The organism is Alteromonas sp. ABV2_168, assembly GCF_056161165.1.
In genome coordinates this window covers 225,173-251,426 of record NZ_JBSWYQ010000006.1, presented here as the reverse complement: position 1 = coordinate 251,426, position 26,254 = coordinate 225,173, and the positions used below count along the sequence as shown (strand labels likewise).

Genomic DNA, 26,254 nt, shown 5'->3' with positions numbered 1-26,254 from the left:
ATTATTTATCTCCTGCGGAATAGGTGGCACTGCCACGGAAACTGTCGATAAGCAGGTTCACCGCAATCGTGATAGTGGCAATCGCCAGCGCCGGTATAATTACCGCCGGCGCCCATTCGGCCAGACCAGAAATGTTTTCTCTGACCAGCGAACCTAAATCTGCCTGAGGCGGTTGTACACCCAGCCCCAGAAAACTCAGGCTACTCAGCAACAACACGACAAACACAAAACGTAAACCAAAATCAGCCAGCATGGGATGCAGAATATTAGGCAAAATTTCCTTTACCGCGAGGTAAAGCTTACCCTCACCCCGCGTTCTGGCAACCGTAACAAAATCCATATTGGCAACATTAACTGCTAACGCTCTGGCAATACGAAACGCGCCCGGCATATAACTGACTGCAGTGATGGCTAATAAAATAGGGATTGATGAGCCGAATGCAGCAATCATCACCAGAGCAAAAATCTTACTTGGAATAGAAATAAGTGCATCCATAAAACGGCTTATCAACTCATCGACACGTTGATGACTGACAGATGCGTACAGCGCAATGAGCGTGCCTGCAGAACATGCCAGTGCAGCAGCGAGTAACGGAATAAAAACGGTAAAACGTGCACCGTCCATCAAACGACTGAGCACATCACGTCCGATGTAATCAGTGCCTAACAGGTATTCACCGCCAATGGGCTCAAATACATCCCAGGCTACAATTTCTTTTGCACTGTGTGGCGAGAGTAAAGGACCAAATACGGCAATAAATATCCAGAAACTCACAATGGCTGCGCCAATTTTACCCGATAACGGCAGATTCTTTATCGTTGAGAGCATGGCTCAGCCTCCTTTACGCAGTTTGGGGTTTGCCACAATGGCGGCCAGATCAGCAATCAACACCAGCAACAGATACCCGAGACAGAACAACATGGCACAAGCCTGAAGCAATGGCATATCCCGGTTTGTAACCGCATCGACCATCAAACTGGCCAGCCCCGGATAGTTAAAGATCACTTCAACAATCACCACGCCGCCCAGCAAATAGGACAAACTGAGGGCGACCGCATTAACAATGGGGCCTATAGCGTTAGGAAGTGCATGACGCAGCACAGCCCGGGAAAGTGTGGACCCTTTTAGCAGGGCCATCTCAACGTAGGGCTGAGATAATTGTTCAACGACTGCCGCACGGGTTAAACGGGCCATTTGCGCAGACAGTACGATACACAAGGTTAATACCGGCATCGCAAAGGCACGGAAATAATCGTATAAACCTGCATCACCGGCTATGTAAGACAGTGACGGTAACCAGTTAAGCTCGACTGCAAAAATCAGCACGAATATCGTTGCGAGCAGAAATTCAGGTACCGCGACCATAGACAACGTGAAAAGATTTATAGCGCGGTCAATCCGGGAGCCGCTGTACATCGCCGCAGATATACCAAGGACCATGGCAAAAGGGACGGCGACAACTGTGGTAAACGCCGCAAGCAACAAAGACTTGGATAGCCGCTCATTAATCAGAGAAGAAACAGGTTGCGCATTTGCCAGAGAGACACCGGCATCACCCTGAACAAGCCCCCATAACCACTTGCCGTAACGGGTTAAAGGCGGATCGTTCAACCCGTATGCTTCCCGGAGTTCAGCGACAGCCTCAGGCGTGGCGCTCTGCCCCAGCATTTCCTGTGCAGCGTCACCGGGAAGCAGATTTGAAATACTGAAGACCACAGCAGATACCAGCAGCAGTGTTATTACCGCTGTGCCTAATCGTTTTATAATTATTGGTATTAAAATGTTCACCGTGATACTCCCGTCAGGCGTCCAGCCAGATATGCTCGGCAAAGGTGTACCCCATAAACCCGCCGGTAGGGATGGGATAAAAGCCTTTGATCCGCTTGTCGTATCCGTCAATAATGTTAATGAAGACCGGAATACTCACACCACAATGCTCACTGATAAGCGCCTGCATATCGCCATACATTTGTTTGCGCTTAACTTCGTCCCCCTCGCCTCTTGCAGCCAGTAAAAGCTGGTCGAATTGCGCGTTCTTCCATCCTGATTCATTCCACGGAGCATCAGACTTATAAAACAATGTGAACAGTTCATCCAGCGACGGCCTCGGATTGATATTGCCGAAGCCCATAGGGTGTTTCATCCAGTGATTTGACCAGTAACCATCTGCCGGCACACGGTTAATCCCAAAATGGTAATCGCATTCAATACCGGACAATTGCAGAAGTGCGGCCATATCTACCGAACCTTCTGCAGCAGGACTGGCAAAGACAGGGAAACGCGCTCCGCTCATACCGGCTTTTTTCAAATGATACTTTGCACGGTCAATATCGTAGGGCCGTTGAGGCAAATCTGCGTTGTAATATTTGTGCGAAGGCGGAACAGGATGATCGTTTGCAATGGTGGCATATCCCCGGAACAATGCCCGTTGCACCAGAGGCCGGTTCATCATGTACTTCACTGCCAGAACAAAGTCCGGATTATTTGTAGGATAAGCGTCCTGGCGCATAATAAGATTTGTGTACAGGCCAGATTCAGTCTGCATAATGTCGCAGGTGCCAGATGCTTTGACCCGTTTGGTTGATCGCGGATTAAGGGCAATGCTCATTTGTACATCACCTGATAGCAGCGCATTCACACGGGACGATTCGTCTGCAATTCCTACCAGTTCAATTTCATCCAGATAAGGCTTGCCGGGTTTCCAGAAATTGCGGTTCTTTTCTCCCACAGTACGTGTGCCCGGGGAGAACTCTTTAAGCTTGTAGGGACCTGTGCCATTTGCTTCCCGGCTGAAATCTGTGGTGCCATTTGCAACAATACAGAAATTTGATGATGCCAGAATGACCGGTAAATCGGCATTAGGCGACTTAAGAGTCAGCGACAGTGTAAGCCTGCCTGTCGCTTTAACAGAGTCAAATTGCTGAGCAATTGCCGCAGCTCTGGACGTCACTGCCGGGTCTTTATGACGCAGTAATGAATACACTACATCGTCTGATGTCAGTGACTTACCGTTGTGGAAAGTAACACCATCACGCAAAGTGATAAACCAGTGCTGCTGGTCCTCACTCTCCATCTTTTCAGCCAGCGCCAGATCCGTTCCCAGGTCGCGGTTAAACTGCGTCAATCCGCTGTAAAGCATATAAATTCTGGCGTAGTCGGTCCCTAACGAGGCTTTTGCGGGATCTAAGGTATCTTTTGTGGAAATAGACATACCGGCCACACGGATCCGGCCACCATAAACGGGCTTGTCCGTTGCCGGGGTTCCGACCATCGCAGCCAGAACATGCTGAGGTAAAATCAGCCCGCTGGCCGCAGCTACACCCGCAGCGCCCAGCCCTTTTAATAATTTTCTTCTGTCGTGTTGCGACACAGAATGCAGAGAACGTCGTTCTTTCATGTTGTAACACCTTCCGTCATGACACGTAACGTTCTACGCTTAATGAAGTTTATCCTGAAGCTGGTAATACAAGCCGACAAAAGGCAAAAACCAGGGCTTTCCAAAGTGCAGTGGCACCGCTGGCCAGTCGTTGGAAATCCAGGGACAGTGCGAGGGTTTGCCTTCCACTAAATCCGCCATGGTTTCACCCATGTGCACAGCCATCTGAACGCCATGACCGCTGTAACCCATGGCATAAAAAAGGCCATCGTGCTGTCCGACTTTCGGTAAGCGGTCTGCGCTCATGTCCACCGTTCCGCCCCAGCAATAATCAATTTTTGTGCTGGCAAGCTGCGGGAACATGTCATCCAGAGACTGGCGCAATATCACACCGCTTTTGGCATCTGATTTCGGGTTGGATACGGCAAATCTGGCGCGGCCACCGAACAGCAAGCGCTGATCCGGCGTTAAACGGAAATAATTGCCGATATTTTTGCTTGTCACGTAGGAACGGTTGCCGGGGAACAATTCAGCCACCATTTCGTCTGACAACGGTGCAGTGGCAACAGCAAAACTGCCCACCGGCACAATACGGCGGCGAAACCAGCTAAACGGACCGGGGCCACTGCCGCCGGTGGCAACAACAACCTGCTTTGCCTGTAGTGTTTGCACCGGCGTAGTCACCTGCCATGACTGATTATTCAGCTTACGGACCTGCATGACAGGCTGATGCTGAAACAGCATGGCGCCTGCCTGCACACAAGCCTGAGCAAGGCCCGTGACCAGTTTGCCCACATGCAGTTGCACACCATTGGGTGTCAGCAATCCGCCGTAAAACGAACCGGAGACGATTTCTTTTTCCAGCGCGGATTTATCCAGTAATTTCGCATCAGGATCGACTGACTGGATCAGAGCAGCATGTGTATTTTCCAACTTTTCCATATGTTCAGGTTTAGCAGCCAGTTTAATTTTTCCGGCCACTCTGAAATCACAGGCAATCTGATGTTCTTGCACAATGCGGGTAACAGATCCAACAGCATCATTATAAAACGTATAGAACGCACGGGCTTTTTCTTCGCCGTATGTTGCGACAAGCCCGGCATAATCCTGCGCCGTACCGTTATTACACTGCCCGCCATTGCGGCCGGATGCTTCCGAACCGATAGTGCCTGCTTCAACCAGAGCCACCGCTGCGCCCCGTTTTGCTAAAGCCAGCGCAGTGGACAAGCCGGTAAAGCCGCCGCCAATCACCACGGTATCAACTGTGGCATTGGCCGGACTTTCCGGTAGTGAAAGCGTGGGGGCTGTATCTAACCAGTACGACGTATTTTTCATGTTTTACAGTCCGACTACGCCGGGTAGTCCGCTGATGTCTTTAATTTCGGTGTAGCCATAGAACGGGTTAGCCGGCTCATGTCCACGGTTTACCCATACTTTATTTTTAATGCCGATATCATGCGCTGACATCAGGTCATAACGGAAGCTGGATGAAACATGAAGAATGTCTTCCGGATTACAGCCCAGGTTATCAATCATGTATTCGAAGGCTTGCAAGCGGGGCTTATAAGCCTGCGCTTGTTCTGCGGTATACACAGCGTGAAAAGGCGCTTCAAGATTGGCCACATTAGAATTGATTTGCTCGTTTGCCGCGTTGGATAAAATGACCAGCGGGATCTCAGCAGCCACCTTTTTTAACGGTTCAACCACATCAGGGTGTGGTCCCCACGTTGGCACAGCCTTGTAAATTGTTACGCTGTCTTCATCGCGATACTCAATGCCCCATTTCTTACATAAACGGGTAACAGCATTGCGGACCACTTCAGAATAAGGCTTCCACGCGCCGAGCACTTCATCTAAACGGTAGGCTGAAAAGTCTTTTACGAACTGAGGCATTTGCTCCGGTGTGATCCGGTCTGCAAACAGTCGCTGCGCAATGGGCGCCATTTCAAAGTAAATCAGGGTGCCGTAGCAGTCGAAAGAAATATATTTAGGTTTAAATGCACTCATTGTTGGTTCCAGCTATGTAATTTTTATGTCGAATCTATTACACCACGTGGTGACGGTATAAAAATACCAAAATGAAATGTTACCACGGGATGATGCGTCTGTTTTGTTTGTACAATCAGCAGAGTATGCCGCATCGTCTCATTTACTTTTCCACCGGCCAGAACGCCTGAAAATGGCCCGTTTCCCGTGACGTCACTTGTACAGTGCCACGGCTTAAAACAATGCTGCTGTCGCATCACTCTTGCTTAATCATCATGCCGTATTAATCGCAGCATATTTTGCTGAGAAGCTGACAAAAACAATATTTCCACACCTTTATCTCAAATCGTTCGAAAGATAAACGAACTGGTGCAGCGCTACTATTATCAAGCTGAATTTGCTCTGCGTTTCTTTACCTCCGTCTTTTTTCTCGCCGGATAAATCACGCAGATGTCTTAAAGAATCATAAACATTAAGCGGCGCACACACTTCGCTTAAAAAATACAAATATGGAATGTCATCATGCAAACCTCTGCCCTGAAAGAACTGGACAGCCAGTACCTGATCCATCCGGTATCTGATTTCCGTGGTCACCAGCAAAAAGGTGTCAAAATTTTACAATCCGGCAAAGGCCCCCGGGTGACCGACAGCGAGGGAGAAACCTATCTGGATGCATTTGCAGGCTTATGGTGTGTGAATGTAGGTTTCGGGGAACAACGTATTGTCGATGTGGCCAGCAAACAAATGTCGTTACTTCCGTATGCCACAGGCTATTTCGGATTCGGCAGCGAGCCGGCAATCAAACTGGCAGAAAAACTGGTATCCATTACACCGGACTCATTACAGCATGTGTATTTCTCTCTGGGTGGTTCTGACGCTGTAGATGCCGCGCTGCGTTACATTACCTATTACTACAATGCTATTGGCAAACCTCAGAAAAAACACATTATTGCGCTGAAACGGGGCTACCACGGTTCTTCGTCTGTGGGCGCAGGGGTAACCGGCTTGCCGGCTTTTCATGCTAACTTCGATGTGCCGTTGCCAACACACCATCATATTGCCTGCCCTTATTTTTACCGTAGCGACTTCGACACCGAACAGGCGCTCATCGACGCGTCCGTACAGGAACTGACAGATAAAGTTGCAGCACTGGGCGCAGACAATGTGGCTGCGTTTTTCTGTGAACCGGTTGTGGGTTCCGGTGGCGTAATCGTGCCTCCGAAAGGCTGGTTAACCGCCATTGCCAAAGCGTGTAAGTCACTGGGTATTTTATTTGTGGTCGATGAAGTCATCACCGGTTTTGGTCGCACGGGAAAAATGTTTGCCTGTGAGCATGAAAATATCCAACCCGACATGATGACCATGGCAAAGGGTTTAACATCAGGCTACGTGCCGATGGGTGCCGTGATGATGTCAGATGAAATATTCAAAGGCATCGCCGACGGCCCGCACCGTTCAGCGGTAGTCGGCCACGGCCAGACATATTCAGCCCACCCGGTCAGTGCCGCTGTGGCACTGGAAGTGATCAGCATTTACGAAGAAGGCCTGCTGGAGCATGCGCAGGCCATAACGCCGTATTTCGAAGACAAATTACAATCGGTACTCAGCCATCCTCTTGTGGGCGATGTACGAAATCAGGGCTTGCTGGCTGCTGTAGAACTGGTAGCAGATAAATCCACGAAACGTCAATTTCCGGCAGAACTGGGCTTGCATGAGGTCATTGCTAATATTGCCTGGAAGAACAAACTTATTTTCCGTGCATTTGGCGACAATATTCTCGGCTTTGCCCCGGCGCTCTGTTACAGCAAAGAAGATTTTGATGAACTCTTTGACCTGTTACAGAAAACCCTCGATGAAGTGTTGTCTTTAGATATGGTTAAGAAGGAAATGGCCCGCTAATGAAACCGTTTAATATTGCAGTAATTGCCGGTGATGGCATCGGAAAAGAAGTCATGCCTGAAGGGCTGAAAATTGTTAAAGCGGCTGCAAAGAAATTCGGCATCCCTCTTAACTTCCAGGAATTCAAATGGGGTGATTGCGACTACTACGCCGAATATGGCCGTATGATGCCGGAAAACTGGAAAGAGTTAGTGTCAGACATGGATGCCATTTATTTTGGTGCCGTTGGCTGGCCGGCGTCTGTGCCTGATCATATTTCACTGTGGGGCTCCATTCTGACTTTCCGCCGTGAATTCGATCAGTACATCAACATGCGCCCGGTACGTACTTTCGAAGGGGTCAAATGTGCTCTGTCGACACCCCGTGCTGATGACATCGACTTTGTGGTTGTACGGGAGAATACTGAAGGCGAGTATTCATCCATTGGCGGTATTATGTATGAAGGCACAGAGCGTGAAGTGGTATTGCAGCAATCAGTGTTCAGTCGTCACGGTACCGACCGCGTTTTAAGATATGCGTTTGAAACCGCGCGTCAACGTGATGCGAAGAAACTGACAGTGGCCACGAAAAGTAACGGTATGGCCATCAGTATGCCCTGGTGGGATTCCCGCGCCGAAGCCATCAGTCAAGACTACAGCGACATTCAGTGGGACAAACAACACATCGATATTCTGTCGGCCCGTTTTGTCATGAATCCGGAGCGGTTTGATGTGGTGGTTGCCTCCAACCTGTTTGGTGATATTTTATCTGACCTGGGTCCTGCATGTACCGGCACCATTGGTCTGGCACCTTCTGCGAATTTAAACCCTGAAAGAAAATTCCCATCCCTGTTCGAGCCGGTACACGGTTCGGCGCCGGATATTTACGGTAAAAACATCGCCAATCCCATTGGTATGATCTGGTCTGGCGCATTGATGCTGAAGTTCCTTACTGAAGATTCAGGCTCCGGTGCAGAGGCCCACGATGCTATCATCAAAGCCATAGAGACCGCTTTAAAAGGCGACATTACCACTCCGGATCTGGGCGGCAATGCCAGCACACAGTCCATGGGTGACACCATTCTTTCTCACCTTTAAGGGTTTAACAGCAACGTGACGACAGAAACAGGAATGACGCTGAAAGATCAGACACTACTCAGCACGCAAAACTACATTAACGGAAAGTGGCAGAATGCGATTTCCGGGATGACGTATCCGGTTATCAATCCGGCCACAAGTGAACGGATTGCCAGTGCGCCCGACAGTGACGCCATTGATGCCGCCCATGCTGCCCGCTCTGCACAAAAAGCATTTCAGAGCTGGAGTAAAACCAGTCACCGTGAACGGGCCACACTGCTGGAGAAATGGTACGCTGTCATCAACGAAAATATTGACGATCTTGCACTTACCATGACCACAGAACAGGGTAAGCCGCTGGCGGAAGCAAAAGGCGAAGTAGCCTATGGCGCTTCTTACGTAAAATGGTTTTCTCAGCAAATCATGCAGCTTCGGGGCGATATTTTACCTGAAACCGGCAGCGGCAAAATGCAGACTGTTGAAAAGCGGCCGGTGGGCGTTGTTGCAGTTATCACACCATGGAATTTCCCGTTTGCCATGCTGGCCCGGAAAATTGCGCCGGCACTGGCGGCCGGCTGTACGGTAGTGGTTAAACCGGCGGAAGATACCCCGCTGACGGCACTGATGATGGCAAAACTTATCGATATGGCAGGCTTCCCGCCGGGTGTGGTGAATGTGGTCACTGCCAGTCGTGAACAAACGGCCATTGCCGTTGATGCCTGGCTTAAAGATCCGTTAGTGAAAAAGCTCAGCTTTACAGGCTCAACGCAGGTAGGCCGCTATCTGGCGGAGCGCTGTGCCAGTACGCTGAAAAAGCTGTCTTTAGAATTAGGCGGCAATGCGCCCTTTATTGTGTTCGCTGATGCAGATTTAGACGCGGCGGTTGAAGGCTTAATGGCTGCTAAACTCAGAAATGGCGGGCAGACTTGTGTATGTCCTAACCGCATTTATGTAGAAGACAGTATTTATGATGAATTTGCCAGCCGGCTGACGGACAAAGTCGCGGCGTTAAAAGTGGGTTCACCTCTGGACGAAGATACCCGCATCGGCCCGATGATAAATCAAAAGGCTGTAGACAAAATTAACGCCCATATTGCTGACGCGGTGGAACAAGGCGGCGTTGTACTGTGCGGGAATAAAGCGCCTGACGACACCCTGTTCGTCGAACCCACCGTCATTGCCGATGCTAACAATGCCATGCGCCTGTTCACTGAAGAAACATTCGGTCCGGTGCTTCCCCTGTTCCGCTTTCAGTCAGAAAGCGAAGCCATTGAAGAAGCTAACAATACCGAATATGGCCTGGCGGCATATTTCTACACCCGTGACCACTACCGGATTCACCGGTTAAAAGGTGCTCTGCAGGCGGGTGTGATTGGCGTAAACGAAGGTGCGGTTGCCAGCGAACAGGCACCTTTTGGCGGCATCAAAGCATCAGGCTATGGCCGTGAAGGCTCACACTACGGCCTGGATGACTTCTTATATATTGCTTACTTCTGTGAAGGCGGGTTTTAACACCCGCTTTCCCTTCCTGCTCATTCCGGCGCTGATAATTTCTTCATTCAGCGCTGATAAGTCACTTCCAGAGTGGCTTTCCCTAATGCATTCATGTTCACCATGTAACCTGTCAGTGCGCCTGATGGATTGTCCGGCAGGGACAATTTTTCCGGCAATGCGAATACCGTGAACTGATAGCGGTGCGCTTTATGACCTTCAGGCGGACACGCGCCGCCAAAACCGGCATAACCGAAATCATTCACTATCTGCATACTGCCTTCCGGTAATACCATACTGCCGGCACTGCCCGCGCCGGTGGGTAATTCACTGGTACTGGCCGGAATGTTGACTACCTGCCAGTGCCACCAGCCACTTCCGGTAGGTGCATCCGGATCGTATACAAAGAGTGCGAAGAAGTTTGTTCCCTCCGGTGCGCCCTGCCACGAAAGCTGAGGTGACAAATTATCTCCGTCACAACCGAAACCTTTGAATTCCTGCTCTTTGGACATGGGTTCCCCGGCTGCCATGTCTTCACTGGTTATGGTGAAACTGGCAGCGGTTACTGCAGAGGTGAATGACAGCCCGACAAAGCAGGCAATACCTGCAACCGTTTTCAACGTCATGATCTGTTCCTTATCTTTATAGGTGTGGGAGTGCCGGTTGTAGCTGAACATAAGCAATTTCAGCTATCTGATACTTTGCTTTGTGGCATCTTGCAGCTTAATTCAGCATTAAATTTATACTAACGGAAGGACCGGCGCTGACAACTGATTTTTCACTCAGATGAATACTGTTTCAGCTTTTGAGGCAGGAAAGAGAACATTGGTTTTGTGTAATTCCCCTGCGCAAAAACGCAGGGGAAATAAGGCGCTTACTACATCAGAAATATTTAACCAGCGGGTTCGTACTGTTGTGTTTAAAGCGAGAAAATGCTTTTGTGGGGAAATACAACCCCACTGCCATCAACGCCGCAACCAGCCATACCTGCCAGATATAATCGAAGGCAAACAAGTCATCGTAGTTCGGTCCGGCGAGATCAAGTACAAGGTTGTAACTGACCAGCAGCACAAATAGATGCACGATATAGAAAAACATGGGTGCTGAGCCAAATGACTCAATGATTTGTGTGAATTTATTGTTCACTGTATCCAAAGCAAACAGCACTAAAAATGCCCCGCCCAGGGTGAGTAACACGAAATCCAGAGATGGCGGATATTTGGTAAAATTAATGAAATCCATCGCGGTCTGAATGGCTGTTGCCTGTGTTTCCCATGGCATGTCTTCTCCGTAAATATTGAAGCCCCTCAGGACCAGTAGTACTCCCCACATGGATAAAGCCAGACCCAGCAATACTCTTTTACGCTGCGGCGAGGCAACATTGCGCGAAAATACCGGCCCCATGCTGTAACCCAGTAGTATCACACCTATCCACGGCAGCACAGGATAAGACGCTTTAATACGGAGGGTTTCGGAGGTAAATATAAAGCCGCGGTCATGTAAAATAGCCCACAGGGTGTAGCCGGTTTCCCCCGGCGCAAAGCTGATTGGTGATAACAAGTTATGACCACATACAATCAACAGCCCCAGTGCCAGAATCAGTTTTGCCGGTAAATGACACAGCACAGAAAGTACAACCATACTCACGCCAATTGCCCACATTACCTGCAACCACAATGTGTCGTAGGTGCCCATCCACAGCCAGTTGATCACTGCAATCTCAATGAAAATAATGAACAAACCCCGTTTAAATAAGAACGGTGTTGCAGAGCGTGCAGGCTTGTTCGCAGGGTGGGAGTATAACCACGCAGACAACCCGGTCAGAAATACAAATACCGGTGCACAGAAATGGGCACTCATCCGGGTGAAAAATAATTGCGGGCTGGTAATGTCCACGTCCATGGGATCACCAACCTGCTGATGATAGAAATACCGTTCGCGAACATGGTCCACCAGCATAAAGAGCATCACCAGCCCCCGGAGGATATCAATAGACGCGATACGTTTTGCATGGTTCGCCGCAGAAGTTTGCATTGTTGTCATTTTTATCGTTCTCATGCTCAGAAAATGATTGCAGCAGAGACACTTCAATCATTTCATTCGTTGTTTCAGGCAAGACTGCCATAGATAAATTATGGTCGACAGGTGTTTTTGACTGCGCCGGAGCTTTTTGGCATATCTTGCTGAAGCCGTGCTAAGTCATGAAAAGATCTGCCAGCCGGGAGCAGGAAGATGAAGAACCAAAGAGAGAAGAGCAGCCCGCTCCTGTAAATGAAAAACGGGCTTTCTGTGTTAACTTTTGTTAGTCGCTCAGCATTGGAAAAGGCAGTGGCTTAATTTCATCCATGATTTTTCCGCTGGCAGTAATATCCATAAAATACTCGCCCAGCCTGTCGGTCTCTCTAAGCACGGTTTGCCAGTATTTTATGCGGGTTTGGGGATCAAGGGCATCGAAATCTTTTCTGTCAGGGATTTTGCCGTAAGGTAAAGATGAAACAAATTCTGCCGACGGTACAAGCATCACCACGTTATCGTAACTGCTGCGGTGTGGTACCCGTCTTTTCAGGCCTTTATCAAACCAGCCCGGAACAGGCTTGTCATAAAAATGCGGATAAAGCACCAGCCCTTCACGGGGACCGAAAGACAAGTCAAAATGATAGTCGGTGATACCGCCGTCCCTGTACACCCCTTCAGGTGCATCAACGATTTTCTCTACCCCTTCCAGTACCAGAGGAATAGAACCGGATGCCAGTAACGCATCCCGGGTATTCACAATACTCAGTTCTGTCCGTTCAGTGTTCAGGTTGTACGGATCGTGAATAGTAAAATCGCTGTCCGGTGCCGAAAAAATATGGCGGGTATAAAAGCGGTTAAGACCACGTCTTGAAACAGCATTGGCAGCTGCACTCATGGCAAGGCCATGGAACTGGGTAATGCGCCCCCGCGATGCCATAGCACGGTGGCAACGTACGGCGAAAATATGCGCCTTAAAACGATGGTTCAGCAGAATATCGTCAATACCCTCTTCACCCAGCACATGGCTGATAAGTTCACGGGCTTTTACGGTAATTTCATTTGCTGACGGTTTGGCAGAATACACAGTGTGTGAATAATGGTGTGCCAGCCGGTTGATGGCCGCCAATGGGTCTCTCTGAACGGCACATGCGGCTCTGAATGCCCCGGCAGATGAGCCAATCACCTGCACCTGCCCTCCCCGTTCATCGAACCATTCCGGAAACAGCACCCGATCCAGACCCGCCAGCACGAACCATTTGGGTCCGCCGGACGCGCCGAGGAAGTAATTGAACAGCAGCGGATAGAAACCGTGCTCTTTTAATGTGGCCAGTGCGCCCGGGCCAGCGTAAATATTCAGTGGCGCAGTCAACGTGTTATCCCTTCACTTCTTTTTATTTGTGAGTACTTTAGCAGTTGATGGCGGTCATGTCATGACCGCAAAATCCTTTGCTGAATTACGACCCGCTGCCATCGCTGTAAAGTGCAAAACAGGCGCCGGAGGGATCTTTAATATACACAAACCTTGCCGTACCGTGTGTTCTCACGGCAGTCAGTTGCTCCCCGCCACATGCCGTAACCTGCGATAAGGCTTCATCAAACTCACCGGTGGTAAAATACGGGATCCAACCTGCAGGCACATCCTGATTCGGGCCTCTCCGGTGACAAATGCCACCTTTTACCTGTCCGTCTGCATCTTTCATAACAAAGTCATTGTAGCCGCCCATGTCCAGAGGTTCTTTTTGCCATCCCAGTACCTTTTCATAAAAGGTGCTGGTTTCCACTGCATCTGCTACTGTTAAATCCCGCCAGTCACCTGCTGAGTCGCTCATGATTTGCTCCAGACTAAATATGAAGTGTCAATACACACAGCTTAAAGAAAACCCAGTTTTTTCCAATATTTTTTTCACACAAAGGTAGACACAGCTTGTGGAAAATGCTTGAACTATGGCAATAGTTATCCACTGACCATTGTTTAACCAGTATTTTTTATTAAACAATTTCATGGAGTTACATTTCACACACATACTACTCAACAAACTTATCCACAGATAAAGTGGATAACACGTAGAAGTTATTCAAGTATGATGATTTAATAATATGACATGTTCCGGACGACATCAGATAATGAAAAAGCAGACGTTAGCCGTCATTGACGGTGAATTTACTATCCATGCCTTCGATCCTAACTCCGCCATTCCGGCTCCGGTATTGAACAGTGATTTATTTTTCATTGGCAAGACGGAAGATACCTTGTCGGTTGTCGTACCTTCCTCTGTTAATCTTGTGTCACTGGAATCTGATAAAGGCTGGCGGGCGCTTGAATTGTTAGGCCCCCTTGAATTGTCTATGGTAGGGATCATGGCGAACCTGGGGACAGTGCTGGCAAAAGCCAAAGTCAGTATGTTTATTGTCTCTACATTCGACACAGATTTTTTTCTGGTCAAAGCGGACAAACTGAATGACGCCATTACTGCATTGCAGGAGGATGGCTACACCATCGTCGGACAATAGCGGCTTCCCTGCATGAATTTTACTTCAGAAAAACCGGCCTCGTTCAACCGCGAAATTATTTTGCGTGCGCCGCTTAACGGCACCCGTACAGAGTTAGCGTCAATTAATGCACCGCTTTATGCTGCCGGTATGTGGGGCCCGGCACTGGCATTTACCTACGCCGGGCATACTTTGTACGCACCGGCAGACTGCCTGATAGAAAGTATTCCCGAAACCGGCTATGCGGTTATCATTAAAACCCGTCACGGCCTCAGACTGCACATTAACCTCCTGCCGGCAGGACACTCTCTGATGGGCGAGCGTTGCATGCGTCTGGTAAAAGCCGGTGAGAAAGTCAAAGCCGGACAACCGCTGATGTCTTTTCAACCGCAGTGGCTCAAGCAACAGAGCCTGCCGCTTAACGGTGTGTGCTGTGTGATGAACGGTGAAAAATGTAAAGCCGTCGTGCACAGTCATAACCGTCAGTTCATGGCCCCTGAAGACCCGTTGATCTACGTTTACATTTAATCTGTCTCAAACAGGATTTATTTCATAGCCGCGCAATCTTTATTCGCGTAAACATGCTATACATTTTATACAGCTCGTTTAGTCAGGTTTAACCGTGAAGAACTACCAGTGCGAATGTGGCAACACTCTGTATTTCGCCAACTCAACTTGTTTGTCCTGCCAGCGGCCGGTGGGCTTCATCAGTCAGGAAATGACGTTATCTGCCTGTGAAATTGATGACAACGGTCACTGGATAAGTTGTCTTAACGGTAAAGCGTACCGTCCCTGTACCAACTTCAGTGAGTATCAGGTATGTAACTGGCTGATTCCCGCAGAAGAGGACCATTCGCTGTGCGAGTCCTGCCGGTTAACTGAGACCATTCCGGATCTCTCCAAGCCGGACAACCTGTCATTATGGTTCCGTATGGAGCAGGCCAAGCGCCAGTTAATTTACACCTTAAGTAAACTGGGGCTGGACGTTTGGAAACACGGTGTGGAAAACGCAAACGAACTTCGCTTCCGCTTTCTTGAGGATGAAACGGAGGAAGACGAATATGGCGAAGAGCTCACAGTAAAATCAACGGTCATCACCGGGCATTGTAACGGCGTTATCACCTTAAACCTGAAAGAGGCTGAAGACGCTTCACGTCTTAAAATGCGTGAACAGATGAATGAGCGCTACCGGACACTTATCGGTCATTTCCGTCATGAGTCCGGGCATTATTATTGGGATACACTGATCCAGAACTCCCCTCATCTGGAAAAATTCAGAAGCCTGTTCGGCGATGAACGACAGGATTACACCAAATCAATGCAGATCTATTACGCCAACGGGCCGGTTCAGGACTGGCAGTCGTCATGGATAAGCGCCTATGCCAGCATGCATCCCTGGGAAGACTGGGCTGAGAGCTGGGCGCACTATCTGCACATTGTGGATACGCTGGAAACTGCTACCGAATACAGCATCAATATTTTGCAGAACCGCCTGGGTAACCCGCTGGCAGAAACCTACCGGCGTGCGAGTGAAACGGATTTCCAGCGAATATTTGAAGACTGGTGCAGGCTGACCACAGTGTTAAATGCCCTGAACCGCAGCATGGGGCAGGATGACGCGTATCCGTTTGTCATATCCTACCCGGCGCTTGAGAAGTTGTCGTTCATACACGACTTATTGCATCAGCGGCTTTAAGATTACTTTTGCGCAGACCCTGTTTCCGCTTTCTTTTCCCATTCAAAACGGGGTAAGCGGTTGAACGTGCGCTTCAGCCCCTGAGTCCATTGCTTTTGCATGGATTTATACATGGGGCTGTTCAGGGTAAACGTTTGATGATACGGCGCTTCCACCTGATTTGCTGTCAGCATAGCCAGCTCCACCGGCGGCCCTACCGAAATATTACTGCGGATGGTGGAATCCAGCGATACGATGGCACAGCGGGCAGCATCCTCAAGCGACGTGGCACCGGATAAAATTCGGTCCAGAATGGGCTTGCCATACTTGTTCTCACCTATTTGCAGGTACGGCGTATCGTCTGACGCAGAAATGTAATTCCCCTGCGGGTAAATCAGAAAAATTTCGTGAGGCTGACCGGCGATTTGACCGCCAATGATAAAATTAGACTCATTACTGCTGCCTGATCTTTCCATGGCTTCGGCATGTTGCTTTTGCTCTGCCTGACTCAGCTTGCCAACGTAGTCTGCCAGTTCATGAAGATGTTTTCCGGCGCGAAGATTAAATTTCGATTCCGGATTTTCCAGATCACGCTTGATGGCATTCACCACCGCCTGAGACGTTGCCAGACTTCCGGACGTCAGTAACACAATAGAACGTTCGCCGGGCCAGCAAAAACGCCACATTTTGCTGTACGTCGCAATGTAGTCCACACCCGCATTGGTGCGGGAATCAGAAGCAAACACAAGTCCTTTGTTTACTTTTATAGCAAGACAATAAGTCACAATTCACCTTTCTAAAAAGTGATAAAACACAATATAGCATGGGGCTAAGCATGCATGCCCGGCGCAAGATACGCAATCAAAATCTTGTCACTAAATTGACATATTAGCGATTGATTTTTGGTCAGAAACACGATTAGATGAGTATAAATAAAACACAAAAAAATGAAGGATCAGGCCATGGCAATCAGATGGGGAAATTATGCTACCGGCCCGTTTTATGACGAGCTGATTCAAGGCCGTAATAAGCCAAGAGAGGCAGCAAAATCATTGTGCTCTTATTTAAGAGACTTATCCGACAAAGATATCGAGGAATATAAGGTGGCCGCCAGCACGGCAATCCACGTGATGGGGATCACCTTTACCGTTTATACCGAGGAAGAAGGCTCCATCGACCGGGCCTGGCCATTCGATATTATTCCCCGCATTATCGATAAAAAAGAATGGTCACAAATTGAGCTTGGCCTGAAGCAGCGGGTAAAAGCGCTGAATATGTTTATCGACGATTTGTATAACGAGCAGAAAATTCTTGATGCCGGTATCGTTCCCGAAGACATTCTTACCCAGTCAAAGAACTTCCTTCCGGAATGCCTTGGCGTTAAACCTAAACACGGCGTGTGGGCACATATTTGCGGCTCAGATTTAGTCCGCGATCAGCACGGCACCGTTTACGTGCTGGAAGATAACCTGCGGGTCCCTTCCGGCGTCTCTTATATGCTGGAAAACCGTCATGTTATGAAACGGGTTTTTCCTGACATGTTTGAAAAGTACAACATCCTGCCGGTAGACGATTATCCGTCAGAACTTTACGACATGCTGTGCCAGCTTTCTCCCCGAAAGACGAAGCAACCGGAAATCGTTGTACTCACCCCCGGTATCTATAATTCTGCGTATTTTGAGCACGCCTATCTGGCCCAGCAAATGGGTGCAGAACTGGTGGTGGGCAGCGATCTTGTAGTGGGCGATGACGATATCGTTTATATGCGCACAGTAGAAGGGCTGGCCAGGGTAGATGTCATTTACCGCCGTATCGACGATGCGTTTCTCGACCCTGAAGTATTCCGTGAAGACTCCATGCTTGGTGTGCCGGGGCTGATGCGCGCCTGGAAGGCTGGCAATGTGGGGCTGGCGAATGCGCCCGGCGCCGGTGTGGCAGACGACAAAGTGGTTTATGCTTTTGTGCCTGACATCATCCGCTTTTATCTGGATGAAGAACCCCTGCTGCCAAACGTGCCTACTTACAAATGCATTAACAAAGATGAGCGTGACTACGTCATCGAACATATTGATGAGATGGTGGTTAAGCCCGCAAACGAATCCGGCGGTTATGGCATGTTAATCGGGCCCCATGCAACCAAAGCGGAACGGGAAAAGTTTGTCAGGCTCATTCGCCGCGACCCCCGCAATTATGTTGCACAACCTATGCTGTTGCTGTCTACAGCGCCCACTTTAATCGATAATAAAGCCGAAGCAAGGCACCTTGATTTGCGTCCGTTTATTTTATCCGGCAGTGATATTTCTGTTACCACAGGCGGTTTGACCCGGGTAGCAATGCGAAAAGGCTCTACTGTGGTGAACTCCTCCCAGGGCGGAGGAAGTAAAGATACCTGGATTGTTGACATGGAGGACGAATAAGATGCTGTCACGTGTTGCCAATCATCTTTACTGGATGGCCCGTTATCTTGAACGGGCTGAGAATACTGCGCGCCTGATTCAGGTAAATACTCACCTGTTACTGGATTTACCCCGTAGTGTCACCCTGGGCTGGGAGCCGATTGTGGATATGCTTTCCATCCGCGAGAGTTTCTATGCAAACTATGAAACGGCTGATGAAAAAAGTGTTATCCGTTTTATGGTAACCGACACCAGTAATCCCGGGTCTATCATTAATTCGCTGGCAGAAGCACGGGAAAATGCCCGCATTGTACGGGAAATCATCCCGTCTGAAGCCTGGGAAGAAATCAATAACGTGCATTTGCAGGCGAAGGCTGACAGCCAGAGCGTGCTGACCCGTCGTCACCGTTTCACCTGTTTAAACAAAATAATAAAAGGTAACCAGGCAATCACCGGTCTTGTCGGCGGCACCATGAACCGCGATCAGGCTTATGCCTTCCTGCGACTTGGCAGGCATCTTGAACGTTGTGATATGACCACACGGATCATCGATGTACGGTCAGCGTCATTGCTCCCTGATGTGTCAGAAGAACACTCTGCGTTTGAAAACATTCAGTGGATGGGTGTACTGAAGTCTTTATCGGCCTATCAGGTATACCGGCAGGAAATGCGCTTACGGGTTCAGCGGGCTGATATTCTGGAATTCCTGTTAAAGCGGAAGTCCTTTCCCCGTAGCATTAACCATTCTCTGGGCCAGGTGGAAAAATGTCTGTCGGAACTACCTGAACCGCAGGACATCAGCAGCAAGGTAAAAGAAATATCTGCCATGCTCATGGAGCTTGAAACCAGAGATGTGAAACAGGAAGCGCTGCATCAACTGATAGACGATATACAGGCTGCACTTATTGTCATTCATGACTCGGTAAAGAAAGCGTATTTCTGATCCGCACCGCTTTGTGCATTCATTGTTCGTGGTACAGACCACAGGGACTTACCGCGAGCAATCATTTATCTGACCATTCACGGGCTGTTCCCGTCCCGCCCCTTCTGATGCCCTGCGAATAACGCCGCATTTCGTACAGAAATGAAGTAAACTACGGCCAAATCCGGCTGAATGAAAGAATATCGTGGCGTTACACTGGTTCCCGGGGCACATGCACAAGGCCCTGAAAGAAATAAAAGAAACCTTATCTCAGGTTGATGTGCTGATTGAAGTACTGGATGCCCGCATCCCCTACTCCAGCGAAAATCCCGAAATCGCTAAAATTCGTGGCGATAAGCCCTGCCTGAAAATCCTCAATAAGTTCGATCTGGCCGATCCTGAACTGACGGCGGAATGGCAGGCTTACCTTGAAAGTGAACGGGGCGTGCGCACCATCACCACCAACACGGGAGAGCCGGGAAACACTAAGCACATTCTGAGTATGCTGAAAGACATGTTTCCTCAGAAAGCCGGCCCCGGTAAAGCCATTCACGCCATGATCACCGGTATCCCTAATGTGGGTAAATCGACGCTGATAAATATTCTGGCTGACAGAGTGATTGCTAAAACCGGTAATGAACCGGCGGTAACCAAAACCCAGCAACGGATCAATCTGGGCAGCGGCATTATTCTGTTCGATACCCCGGGAGTACTGTGGCCTAAGCAGGAAAACCCGAATTCCATTTACCGGCTGGCTGCATCCGGCGCAGTTAAGAACACCGCAATGGAGTTTGATGACGTGGGCTTTTATGCCGCCGACTATCTGATCAAAGCTTATCCGGACGTACTGAAAGACCGCTTTAAGCTGGATGAAATAGCGGATACAGAGATTGAATTTCTCGAAGATGCCGCCCGCAAGCGTGGTGCAATCATGACAGGTGGCCGTGTGAACCTGCATAAGATCTGCGAGATACTCCTCACCGAATTACAAGCCGGAAAACTGGGCCGGATCACACTCGAAACGCCCGCTATGCTGGAAAAAGAGAAGATAGAAATCGCAGAAGCCGAAGCGAAAAAAGCGGCGAAGAAAGCAGCCCGGAAACAACGCTTCAAAGATGGCTCAGCGACCCCTGATAAGCACGACAGAAAAGAAAAGCGTAACGAAAAACGCGCTGCACAAAGCAAGCGGATGCGTAAGTCTTAATTAAATTGCCGGGGCCTGACAATTTGGATATCGCAGAATGTATTCACTTCCTGCGGTATCCCTGATGCCCGCTTAAATTAATCAGCTCACCGAATCAATGAAATTTCCCAGCCGGTTGGCTCCAGTCTGAAGCTGGTTAGCCGCTCTGCCGGTTTGCTGTTCAAGCGCCTGTGAAGCTTCCTGTAAGTCTTGCGAAACCTGCTCATTGTCGCGGATGTTCTGCAACTGACGCAGCACGGCCACCTCAGCCCGGAGCAACTGAATCGTTTCGTTAATTTCTTCCTGTGATGCCGGCTCATCCGCCTGCGAACTCTCAATATCAGCTTGCTCTGATGCATCCTGCTGCTGGGTCTGCGACTGTTGCTGCAGCTGTAAACGTTGCTCTCTGAGTTGAACCTGTTCTTCCTGCAATGAGGCCAGGCGTTCTTCCTGGAGTAATGCTTCCTGCCGTCTTTCTTCACGACGTGCTTCTATTTCACGCAACAACGCTTCCCTGTCCTCTTCCCGCCGGAGCTGGCGTTCTTCAATCACTGCCGTACGCTCCTCGCGCCTGTATGCTTCACGCTGACGCTCTTCCTGCAGCGCTTCCTGACGATACTCCTGTTCCAGTCGCTCTTCGCGGCGTATTTCCTGCTGACGTTCATCCGCCTCGCGCTCACTGTCGCGGACCTCTTCAGCCCGCTCAGCCGGAGAGACAACTGATGACGTCTCACTCACGCCCCGCTCTTCAGCCCGTCTTCTGGCTTCGAGCTCTTCGAGTGCTGTAGCTGGTAACTGATTGATCGTCATAATAACCTCCGCTGACTGAACATAAAGTACGCTGCTTACGCAGTGCATACCTAACAGATGCACGGTAAATGCCAAACCTGGAAATAGCGGACTGCCCTATCTGGGCAAGTCATTAAAGCTAGTAGTTACAATGTGTTAAAAAACATTTAAGAAAAGTATCAGGTATTAAGACGACGACTGCATTAATGATGGATAGTGGAAATTGTGTAACTTTTACGCGACAGGAATAAACCGGGGGAATGAATCCCCCGGTTGAGGGTTTTCAGGTTATAACACCTTATGAGGCAGCGTTATCAAAACTGCTTTTCGATACTGGCATAGAAGTAACGTTTGTAAGGCAAATACAGGTTAGCCAGATAATTGCCCGATGAGTTTAACGGCGGATTTTTATCAAACAGGTTTTTCACACCGGCTTCCACGATAAATCCGCCAAAGGTGGATTCATCCAGTTCGTACTGGAACGACGTATTCCACAACGTTGTTGATGGTACAACGAAATCATCACCGTTGGCGTAACGGCCATCTACCACGCTGTCGGTGTAAATGGCTGAAATACGGTATGCAAAATCTTCGTAATTCCAGCTAAAACGTGTGGTTGCCCGCCACTCAGGCTTCATGCCGTCCTGACCCACTTCATCAGAGGATGTAATTGAGATGAAAGGGTCCAGCAAACCCGCTTCCTGTGCTGCTTTGGCTGTTTGCATTTGCGGTGTCAGTTCCTGCTGGAAGCTGCGCAGCTGGGAAGCACTGAAGTTCAGGTTAAACCGGCCAAAGTCTGTCGCCACACTTCGCCAGTCAAACGTAAAGTCCATCCCTTTAGCTTTCAATGAGTTCAGGTTGGAGTAGTTGGTATTCATGTAAAGCACTTCGCCGACAGGATCCAGCCCTGTCCCCTCGAAGCGGGCTACATCGTCCAGCGTCGGGTCAGCACGGATTATCCGCGGATCAGATGTGCCTTCAACGGTGCGTAAGTAAAGATCGTAAATCAATACGTCCTGAGAGTGAGCGACACCGATTTGGTCATCCAGTTGAATTTCCCAGAAATCCAGTGTGACACGGAAGTTCCCCCAGTCTTCTGGCAGGAACTGCGGAATTAACTGGAAACCAAATGACTGGTTTGTTGATGTTTCCGGTTTCAGTTCACTGTTACCTGCCATATGCCAGGTCACCGCATAGCTGTCAGTACAGGCAGAATAATTTTCGATGGCACCTTGTCTCAGCGCAGCTTCGCAGTAAATGTAGTCAGTACGGGTGTTGTATCTCGCCATTTCAGAAGCGTTCAGTACTTCCAGGTTCGGTGCTTTAAACCCTTCTGACCACGAACCCCGCAGAGTGAGGTTTTCATCGACGCCCCAGGCCAGCGCAATTTTAGGGGTAGAAATATCGCCTACGTCGCTATAGCTCTCGTAGCGTCCGGCTAACTGCATATCAAGGGTTTGCATAAGCGGAATACCAAAATCAGGCCCGACAATGGGAACCGCCAGTTCAACATAGGCCGATTTTACATTACGGCTTCCGTAAGAATCCGGCGTAGGGCTGGATCCCCCAAGATTACTGTTGAAGGACTCGCCGGTGTACCAGTTAATATAAGGGTCTGTACCATCAACCAGAGGATCGCGGTCATCTTTCAATGATTCGTAACGCACTTCTATACCGGCGGCAAATCCGAGATCACCTGCTGGTAAACTCATCAGTTCAGAGTTATTGATTTTAAAATCCCAGGATGCCAGTTGAGAGGTGCTCTCCCGTACAGAGATATCGATAAATGAGTTAATGACTTCTTCGCTGTTAAATCCGCTGTGGCCGTAGTTCACGTGGGAAGTATTACCGCCGGAGAAAATGTTGTAGGCATCTGCTGTTGTACCTGAAATAGCAGTCACCATATCATTTACATTGATCACTTCAGATTCATCCCGGGCTTTACCCTGCGAATAAAGAACGGCAGATTCCCACTCGAAGTTGTTGCCAAACCATCCTCTCAAACCGGAAAGCAGGCGGTACTGACGATTCTCCACATTAACTTCCATATTGCCGATGTCGGTGAACCGGTAAGCCAGAATGCGTAAATCGAGACCTTCTTCCGGCACGTTATCCAGGCCGGCAATACGGTTGGGATTTAGCGTACCGTCTTCCAAATAGGTCGCACCAAGCGGGTTGTAATACGCATTGGCAGGAATATAAACCACCTGGGAACTTGAAAACACAGACGGTCCGCTCATGTATTTACTTTCCGCGGCATAGATCCCGGCTTCGCCGAAGAATTCAAGATCAGGGTTGATAAAGTAATTAAAGGTTGAGAACAGGTTCATCCGTGTGACCTGAGGGGTCACATAACTGTCTTCACGTGCACTGTCTGAACGGTAATCTGTGGGAACGGTGCCGGAGGCATAACAGGTTTCACTGGTGCTGCCTTCTGTCAGACAGTCAGAGGATGAGGCGAGTTCTGAGTGAAAATAACCAGAAGCTGTGGTGATCGCTTCGCCATTTTGATAAATCTGATAGGGCGCCAGATAATTACCCCATGGCGTATAGGAACTGCGCCCATCCAGCGCAGCAGTGCCGGCGAGATCGGTGCCCGGCAGGAAATCCCGCCGGTCAGAGGTTTCAGTAAACCACATATCGGAAGCTTTCTGCGCTGTTCTGTGAAAGGCATTAAACATCAACGAGAAATTACCTTTGCCGTCGTCGATATCTGTGCCGTAGTAGCCGGTTAAATCCAGATCAGAACGATTAGAGCCCTGCGCCTGACCATATTTCAGTTTAACGGCCCCGCCCTGCAAATTATCTTTCGTAACAACGTTCACAACCCCTGCGATGGCGTCTGAACCATAAATCGCTGCGGCACCGTCAAGTAAGATTTCGATGCGATCCAGGCCATACATGGGGATGGCGTTGGAGTTAAATGTGGTTGTCGACACACTGCCGTCAACCGTAGCGGTTGTGGGGTGAATAACAGAACGACGTCCGTTCACCAGTAGTAAGGTATTTGACGCCCCCATCCCTTTCAGGTTCATCGAGCCCATGTCGCCGCGGGCGGCGTTACTGCTTCCCGGGATAAAAGACTCGTTCCAGGTAATATCCCCCATTTGAGGCATACTTCTTATCAGTTCGTTACCGTCTACAGAGCCAAGTGCTTCGATGGCTTCCTGCCCTATAACCGCAACCGGTAATGCTGCCTCCGTTCTTTCACTGCCGATTTTAGAACCTACAACAGCTATTTTTTCTATCCGCTGCTCTTCAGCAATCTTCTCCTGCCCGTCGCCGGCCGGTGCTTCCTGGGCATAAGCCTGCACGCTCATCGCTGAAATTATCGCTGTTGACAGTGCCAGCTTTCTGAAACCTCTGAGTTCCTGTATCTGCATGATTAGTTCCCGTTGAATGATTTTATTGTCTTATCTGTGTGTGATATTGCGGGATTCACACTTCACTCACTAAGACGAACCACTTTGAATTAACGGAACTAACTTCTTTCAAAAAACACTAAAACTCACGAAATGCCGCCATTTGTTACGAAAAAGTTTAATTTTAACATTTCAACGGCAACACTTAGTCGTCCAGAACGTTCTTAAATATTTCACCATCTTTCATAATGAACTTAAGATTCTGGCTGTAATTCACAACAACCTGCTCATCAATTAACGGGTTGCCACTGTAAATCAGAATATCTGCGTACGCTCCGGGCTCAATGACACCCAGTTTTCCTTCTGTGTAAGGATTTAATTTACCGGACATGGCAAACAGACGGGCATTCTCCGACGTGGCCTGTTTAAGCACTTCCAGTGGCGTGAACCATTTCACCCGTGACGTAAACTCATTCAGCGCCCTTTTCTCATTTCCTAAAGATCCGAAAACATCGGTGCCATAAGCCAGATTGACCTTATATTTCTTTGCCAACGTCATTTCTCTGTTTATGCCCTCTCTGACCATGAGCGATTTCTTTTCCCGGTCAGATAATTTTTTGCTTAAATCCGGAGCAGGCCTTAAACCCCAGTGGCTTTGCGGCACCAGCCAGGCATCTTTCTCTTTGACCAGTTTCATCGCTTCTTCTGAAATAAGCTGACCGTGATCGATACTTTTCACTCCGGCTTCCAATGCACGGATGATGCTTTTTTCGGTATACGCATGCACAGCAACATATGTGTCCCAGTCTTTGGCAGCTTCCACTGCTGCTTTTATTTCTTCCGGCGCAAATTGCACCGAATGAATAGGATCATAATCAGAGGCGATGCCGCCACCAGCCATCACTTTAAGCTGAGTCGCACCTTTTCTCAGATTTTCTCTCGCAGCTTTGCGAACCTCCGCCTTACCGTCCACCAGATAGAACCAGTCCTGCTGGTCCATTGGCATCACAGGACCACCGGCGATGACACGGTTAGGTTCATTGTAATTGCGGAAATCGCCATGGCCGGATGTTTGCGATATAAACGCACCGGAAGGATAAATACGCGGACCGGGAATAAGTCCTTCATCAATAGCCTGCTTTACTCCAAAAGAGGGACCGCCGAGATCTCTGACAGTGGTGAAGCCCAGCATAAGAAAATGTTTAGCCGTCAGTGCAGATTTGATCCCCACGTACATCCAGTTCTCGTCGTTGCGCATCCCGGTAATTGACGGCGACGTCTGGGCAAAATGGGTATGCGCATCAGACAAGCCGGGGATCAGCGTCTTGCCTTTGCCATCGATAATGACCGCATCCTCTGGTGTGTCGATTTCTTTTTCGACGGCAGTGATTAGATTACCGGTAATCAGCACACTGTAGTCTTGCTTAAGGGAATCACTGGTGCCGTCCCACACATTAACATTTCTGATGAGGGTCAGATTTTCAGCACGTGCCGTGACAGGAGTAAGTACGGCTAAACACAGGCAAATTGAGTATACAAGCGTTTTGAAAGCGTTAAATTTTGGAGAGGCCGGGCGGTGTGAAGCAATGAAGGTTTGCATCTTTGTAGTCCGT

22 protein-coding genes are annotated in these 26,254 nt (G+C 49.1%); 9 read left to right on the top strand and 13 right to left on the bottom strand.

Annotated elements, in window-relative coordinates:
* Position 1: 1 nt before the first annotated feature.
* From ACXAH4_RS11585 to ACXAH4_RS11565, 5 genes are read right to left on the bottom strand one after another with little or no spacing between them, the layout of a single operon-like run.
* Entirely contained in the window at positions 2-829 is an 828-nt protein-coding gene (locus tag ACXAH4_RS11585; protein WP_474881963.1) for an ABC transporter permease, read from the bottom strand.
* Between the two features lie 3 nt (positions 830-832).
* Entirely contained in the window at positions 833-1,789 is a 957-nt protein-coding gene (locus ACXAH4_RS11580) for an ABC transporter permease (RefSeq protein ID WP_474881962.1), read from the bottom strand.
* Between the two features lie 13 nt (positions 1,790-1,802).
* Positions 1,803-3,398: an ABC transporter substrate-binding protein gene (locus tag ACXAH4_RS11575; protein ID WP_474881960.1), complete on the bottom strand. Its 1,596-nt coding sequence runs from the start codon at positions 3,396-3,398 to the stop codon at positions 1,803-1,805.
* Positions 3,399-3,437: 39 nt separating this feature from the next.
* Positions 3,438-4,712: an NAD(P)/FAD-dependent oxidoreductase gene (locus tag ACXAH4_RS11570; protein WP_474881959.1), complete on the bottom strand. Its 1,275-nt coding sequence runs from the start codon at positions 4,710-4,712 to the stop codon at positions 3,438-3,440.
* 3 nt (positions 4,713-4,715) lie between these two features.
* Positions 4,716-5,384 carry a haloacid dehalogenase type II gene (locus ACXAH4_RS11565; protein ID WP_119501693.1) on the bottom strand — a complete coding sequence of 223 codons (669 nt, stop codon included), beginning with the start codon at positions 5,382-5,384 and terminating at the stop codon, positions 4,716-4,718.
* 501 nt (positions 5,385-5,885) lie between these two features.
* Between ACXAH4_RS11565 and ACXAH4_RS11560 the strand changes: the two genes are divergently transcribed.
* The 3 genes from ACXAH4_RS11560 to ACXAH4_RS11550 are packed head-to-tail and all read left to right on the top strand — an operon-like array spanning position 5,886 to position 9,829.
* Positions 5,886-7,262 (top strand): aminotransferase class III-fold pyridoxal phosphate-dependent enzyme, encoded by a 1,377-nt coding sequence (locus ACXAH4_RS11560; RefSeq protein WP_474881958.1) that lies wholly within the window; start codon positions 5,886-5,888, stop codon positions 7,260-7,262.
* Complete coding sequence (locus ACXAH4_RS11555) at positions 7,262-8,338, top strand: tartrate dehydrogenase (protein ID WP_474881956.1); 1,077 nt, start codon at positions 7,262-7,264, stop codon at positions 8,336-8,338. Before ACXAH4_RS11560 ends, ACXAH4_RS11555 begins: the two co-directional genes overlap by 1 nt.
* A 33-nt stretch (positions 8,339-8,371) precedes the next feature.
* The gene (locus tag ACXAH4_RS11550; protein ID WP_474881996.1) at positions 8,372-9,829 is read left to right on the top strand and encodes an NAD-dependent succinate-semialdehyde dehydrogenase; all 1,458 of its coding nucleotides are present in this window, start codon (positions 8,372-8,374) and stop codon (positions 9,827-9,829) included.
* A gap of 47 nt (positions 9,830-9,876) precedes the next feature.
* Here ACXAH4_RS11550 and ACXAH4_RS11545 read toward each other — a convergent pair whose 3' ends face one another.
* The 4 genes from ACXAH4_RS11545 to ACXAH4_RS11530 form a co-directional block, all read right to left on the bottom strand.
* Positions 9,877-10,434 carry a YbhB/YbcL family Raf kinase inhibitor-like protein gene (locus tag ACXAH4_RS11545; RefSeq protein WP_474844447.1) on the bottom strand — a complete coding sequence of 186 codons (558 nt, stop codon included), beginning with the start codon at positions 10,432-10,434 and terminating at the stop codon, positions 9,877-9,879.
* Between the two features lie 256 nt (positions 10,435-10,690).
* A complete protein-coding gene (locus ACXAH4_RS11540; RefSeq protein WP_474844448.1) occupies positions 10,691-11,851 on the bottom strand; it encodes an acetyltransferase domain-containing protein in 1,161 nt (386 codons plus the stop codon).
* A 259-nt stretch (positions 11,852-12,110) separates the two neighbouring features.
* Positions 12,111-13,193 carry a patatin-like phospholipase family protein gene (locus ACXAH4_RS11535; RefSeq protein WP_474844449.1) on the bottom strand — a complete coding sequence of 361 codons (1,083 nt, stop codon included), beginning with the start codon at positions 13,191-13,193 and terminating at the stop codon, positions 12,111-12,113.
* A gap of 85 nt (positions 13,194-13,278) precedes the next feature.
* On the bottom strand, positions 13,279-13,653 hold the full coding sequence (locus tag ACXAH4_RS11530) for a VOC family protein (RefSeq protein ID WP_474844450.1): 375 nt from the start codon (positions 13,651-13,653) through the stop codon (positions 13,279-13,281).
* Between the two features lie 295 nt (positions 13,654-13,948).
* On the opposite strand from ACXAH4_RS11530, the gene ACXAH4_RS11525 reads away from it, so the two are divergent.
* From ACXAH4_RS11525 to ACXAH4_RS11515, 3 genes are all read left to right on the top strand, one after another.
* Positions 13,949-14,335 carry an ACT domain-containing protein gene (locus tag ACXAH4_RS11525; RefSeq protein WP_474844451.1) on the top strand — a complete coding sequence of 129 codons (387 nt, stop codon included), beginning with the start codon at positions 13,949-13,951 and terminating at the stop codon, positions 14,333-14,335.
* 12 nt (positions 14,336-14,347) lie between these two features.
* Positions 14,348-14,842: a PTS glucose transporter subunit IIA gene (locus ACXAH4_RS11520; protein WP_474844452.1), complete on the top strand. Its 495-nt coding sequence runs from the start codon at positions 14,348-14,350 to the stop codon at positions 14,840-14,842.
* Between the two features lie 94 nt (positions 14,843-14,936).
* Positions 14,937-16,010: a zinc-binding metallopeptidase family protein gene (locus ACXAH4_RS11515; RefSeq protein ID WP_474844453.1), complete on the top strand. Its 1,074-nt coding sequence runs from the start codon at positions 14,937-14,939 to the stop codon at positions 16,008-16,010.
* A gap of 2 nt (positions 16,011-16,012) precedes the next feature.
* Here ACXAH4_RS11515 and ACXAH4_RS11510 read toward each other — a convergent pair whose 3' ends face one another.
* On the bottom strand, positions 16,013-16,774 hold the full coding sequence (locus tag ACXAH4_RS11510) for a proteasome-type protease (RefSeq protein ID WP_474844454.1): 762 nt from the start codon (positions 16,772-16,774) through the stop codon (positions 16,013-16,015).
* Positions 16,775-16,951: 177 nt separating this feature from the next.
* On the opposite strand from ACXAH4_RS11510, the gene ACXAH4_RS11505 reads away from it, so the two are divergent.
* The 3 genes from ACXAH4_RS11505 (at position 16,952) to ylqF (ending at position 20,511) form a co-directional block, all read left to right on the top strand.
* A complete protein-coding gene (locus tag ACXAH4_RS11505) occupies positions 16,952-18,406 on the top strand; it encodes a circularly permuted type 2 ATP-grasp protein (RefSeq protein ID WP_119501705.1) in 1,455 nt (484 codons plus the stop codon).
* Position 18,407: 1 nt separating this feature from the next.
* Positions 18,408-19,328 (top strand): alpha-E domain-containing protein, encoded by a 921-nt coding sequence (locus ACXAH4_RS11500; protein ID WP_474881954.1) that lies wholly within the window; start codon positions 18,408-18,410, stop codon positions 19,326-19,328.
* Between the two features lie 184 nt (positions 19,329-19,512).
* Positions 19,513-20,511, top strand: coding sequence for a ribosome biogenesis GTPase YlqF (gene ylqF / locus ACXAH4_RS11495; RefSeq protein WP_303574093.1), 999 nt, complete (start codon positions 19,513-19,515; stop codon positions 20,509-20,511).
* Between the two features lie 81 nt (positions 20,512-20,592).
* Here ylqF and ACXAH4_RS11490 read toward each other — a convergent pair whose 3' ends face one another.
* From ACXAH4_RS11490 to ACXAH4_RS11480, 3 genes are all read right to left on the bottom strand, one after another.
* The gene (locus ACXAH4_RS11490) at positions 20,593-21,300 is read right to left on the bottom strand and encodes a hypothetical protein (RefSeq protein ID WP_474881952.1); all 708 of its coding nucleotides are present in this window, start codon (positions 21,298-21,300) and stop codon (positions 20,593-20,595) included.
* A gap of 293 nt (positions 21,301-21,593) precedes the next feature.
* On the bottom strand, positions 21,594-24,662 hold the full coding sequence (locus ACXAH4_RS11485) for a TonB-dependent receptor plug domain-containing protein (RefSeq protein WP_474881950.1): 3,069 nt from the start codon (positions 24,660-24,662) through the stop codon (positions 21,594-21,596).
* 184 nt (positions 24,663-24,846) lie between these two features.
* Positions 24,847-26,241 (bottom strand): metal-dependent hydrolase family protein, encoded by a 1,395-nt coding sequence (locus ACXAH4_RS11480; protein ID WP_474881948.1) that lies wholly within the window; start codon positions 26,239-26,241, stop codon positions 24,847-24,849.
* Positions 26,242-26,254: the final 13 nt, after the last annotated feature.

Bases quoted from the DNA above. Each gene is read 5' to 3' on its own strand.
- ACXAH4_RS11585 (WP_474881963.1), bottom strand. From the start codon at position 829: ATGCTCTCAACGATAAAGAATCTGCCGTTATCGGGTAAAATTGGCGCA.
- ACXAH4_RS11575 (WP_474881960.1), bottom strand. From the start codon at position 3,398: ATGAAAGAACGACGTTCTCTGCATTCTGTGTCGCAACACGACAGAAGA.
- ACXAH4_RS11570 (WP_474881959.1), bottom strand. From the start codon at position 4,712: ATGAAAAATACGTCGTACTGGTTAGATACAGCCCCCACGCTTTCACTA.
- ACXAH4_RS11565 (WP_119501693.1), bottom strand. From the start codon at position 5,384: ATGAGTGCATTTAAACCTAAATATATTTCTTTCGACTGCTACGGCACC.
- ACXAH4_RS11560 (WP_474881958.1), top strand. From the start codon at position 5,886: ATGCAAACCTCTGCCCTGAAAGAACTGGACAGCCAGTACCTGATCCAT.
- ACXAH4_RS11555 (WP_474881956.1), top strand. From the start codon at position 7,262: ATGAAACCGTTTAATATTGCAGTAATTGCCGGTGATGGCATCGGAAAA.
- ACXAH4_RS11550 (WP_474881996.1), top strand. From the start codon at position 8,372: ATGACGCTGAAAGATCAGACACTACTCAGCACGCAAAACTACATTAAC.
- ACXAH4_RS11545 (WP_474844447.1), bottom strand. From the start codon at position 10,434: ATGACGTTGAAAACGGTTGCAGGTATTGCCTGCTTTGTCGGGCTGTCA.
- ACXAH4_RS11540 (WP_474844448.1), bottom strand. From the start codon at position 11,851: ATGACAACAATGCAAACTTCTGCGGCGAACCATGCAAAACGTATCGCG.
- ACXAH4_RS11530 (WP_474844450.1), bottom strand. From the start codon at position 13,653: ATGAGCGACTCAGCAGGTGACTGGCGGGATTTAACAGTAGCAGATGCA.
- ACXAH4_RS11525 (WP_474844451.1), top strand. From the start codon at position 13,949: ATGAAAAAGCAGACGTTAGCCGTCATTGACGGTGAATTTACTATCCAT.
- ACXAH4_RS11520 (WP_474844452.1), top strand. From the start codon at position 14,348: ATGAATTTTACTTCAGAAAAACCGGCCTCGTTCAACCGCGAAATTATT.
- ACXAH4_RS11505 (WP_119501705.1), top strand. From the start codon at position 16,952: ATGGCAATCAGATGGGGAAATTATGCTACCGGCCCGTTTTATGACGAG.
- ACXAH4_RS11500 (WP_474881954.1), top strand. From the start codon at position 18,408: ATGCTGTCACGTGTTGCCAATCATCTTTACTGGATGGCCCGTTATCTT.
- ACXAH4_RS11490 (WP_474881952.1), bottom strand. From the start codon at position 21,300: ATGACGATCAATCAGTTACCAGCTACAGCACTCGAAGAGCTCGAAGCC.
- ACXAH4_RS11485 (WP_474881950.1), bottom strand. From the start codon at position 24,662: ATGCAGATACAGGAACTCAGAGGTTTCAGAAAGCTGGCACTGTCAACA.
- ACXAH4_RS11480 (WP_474881948.1), bottom strand. From the start codon at position 26,241: ATGCAAACCTTCATTGCTTCACACCGCCCGGCCTCTCCAAAATTTAAC.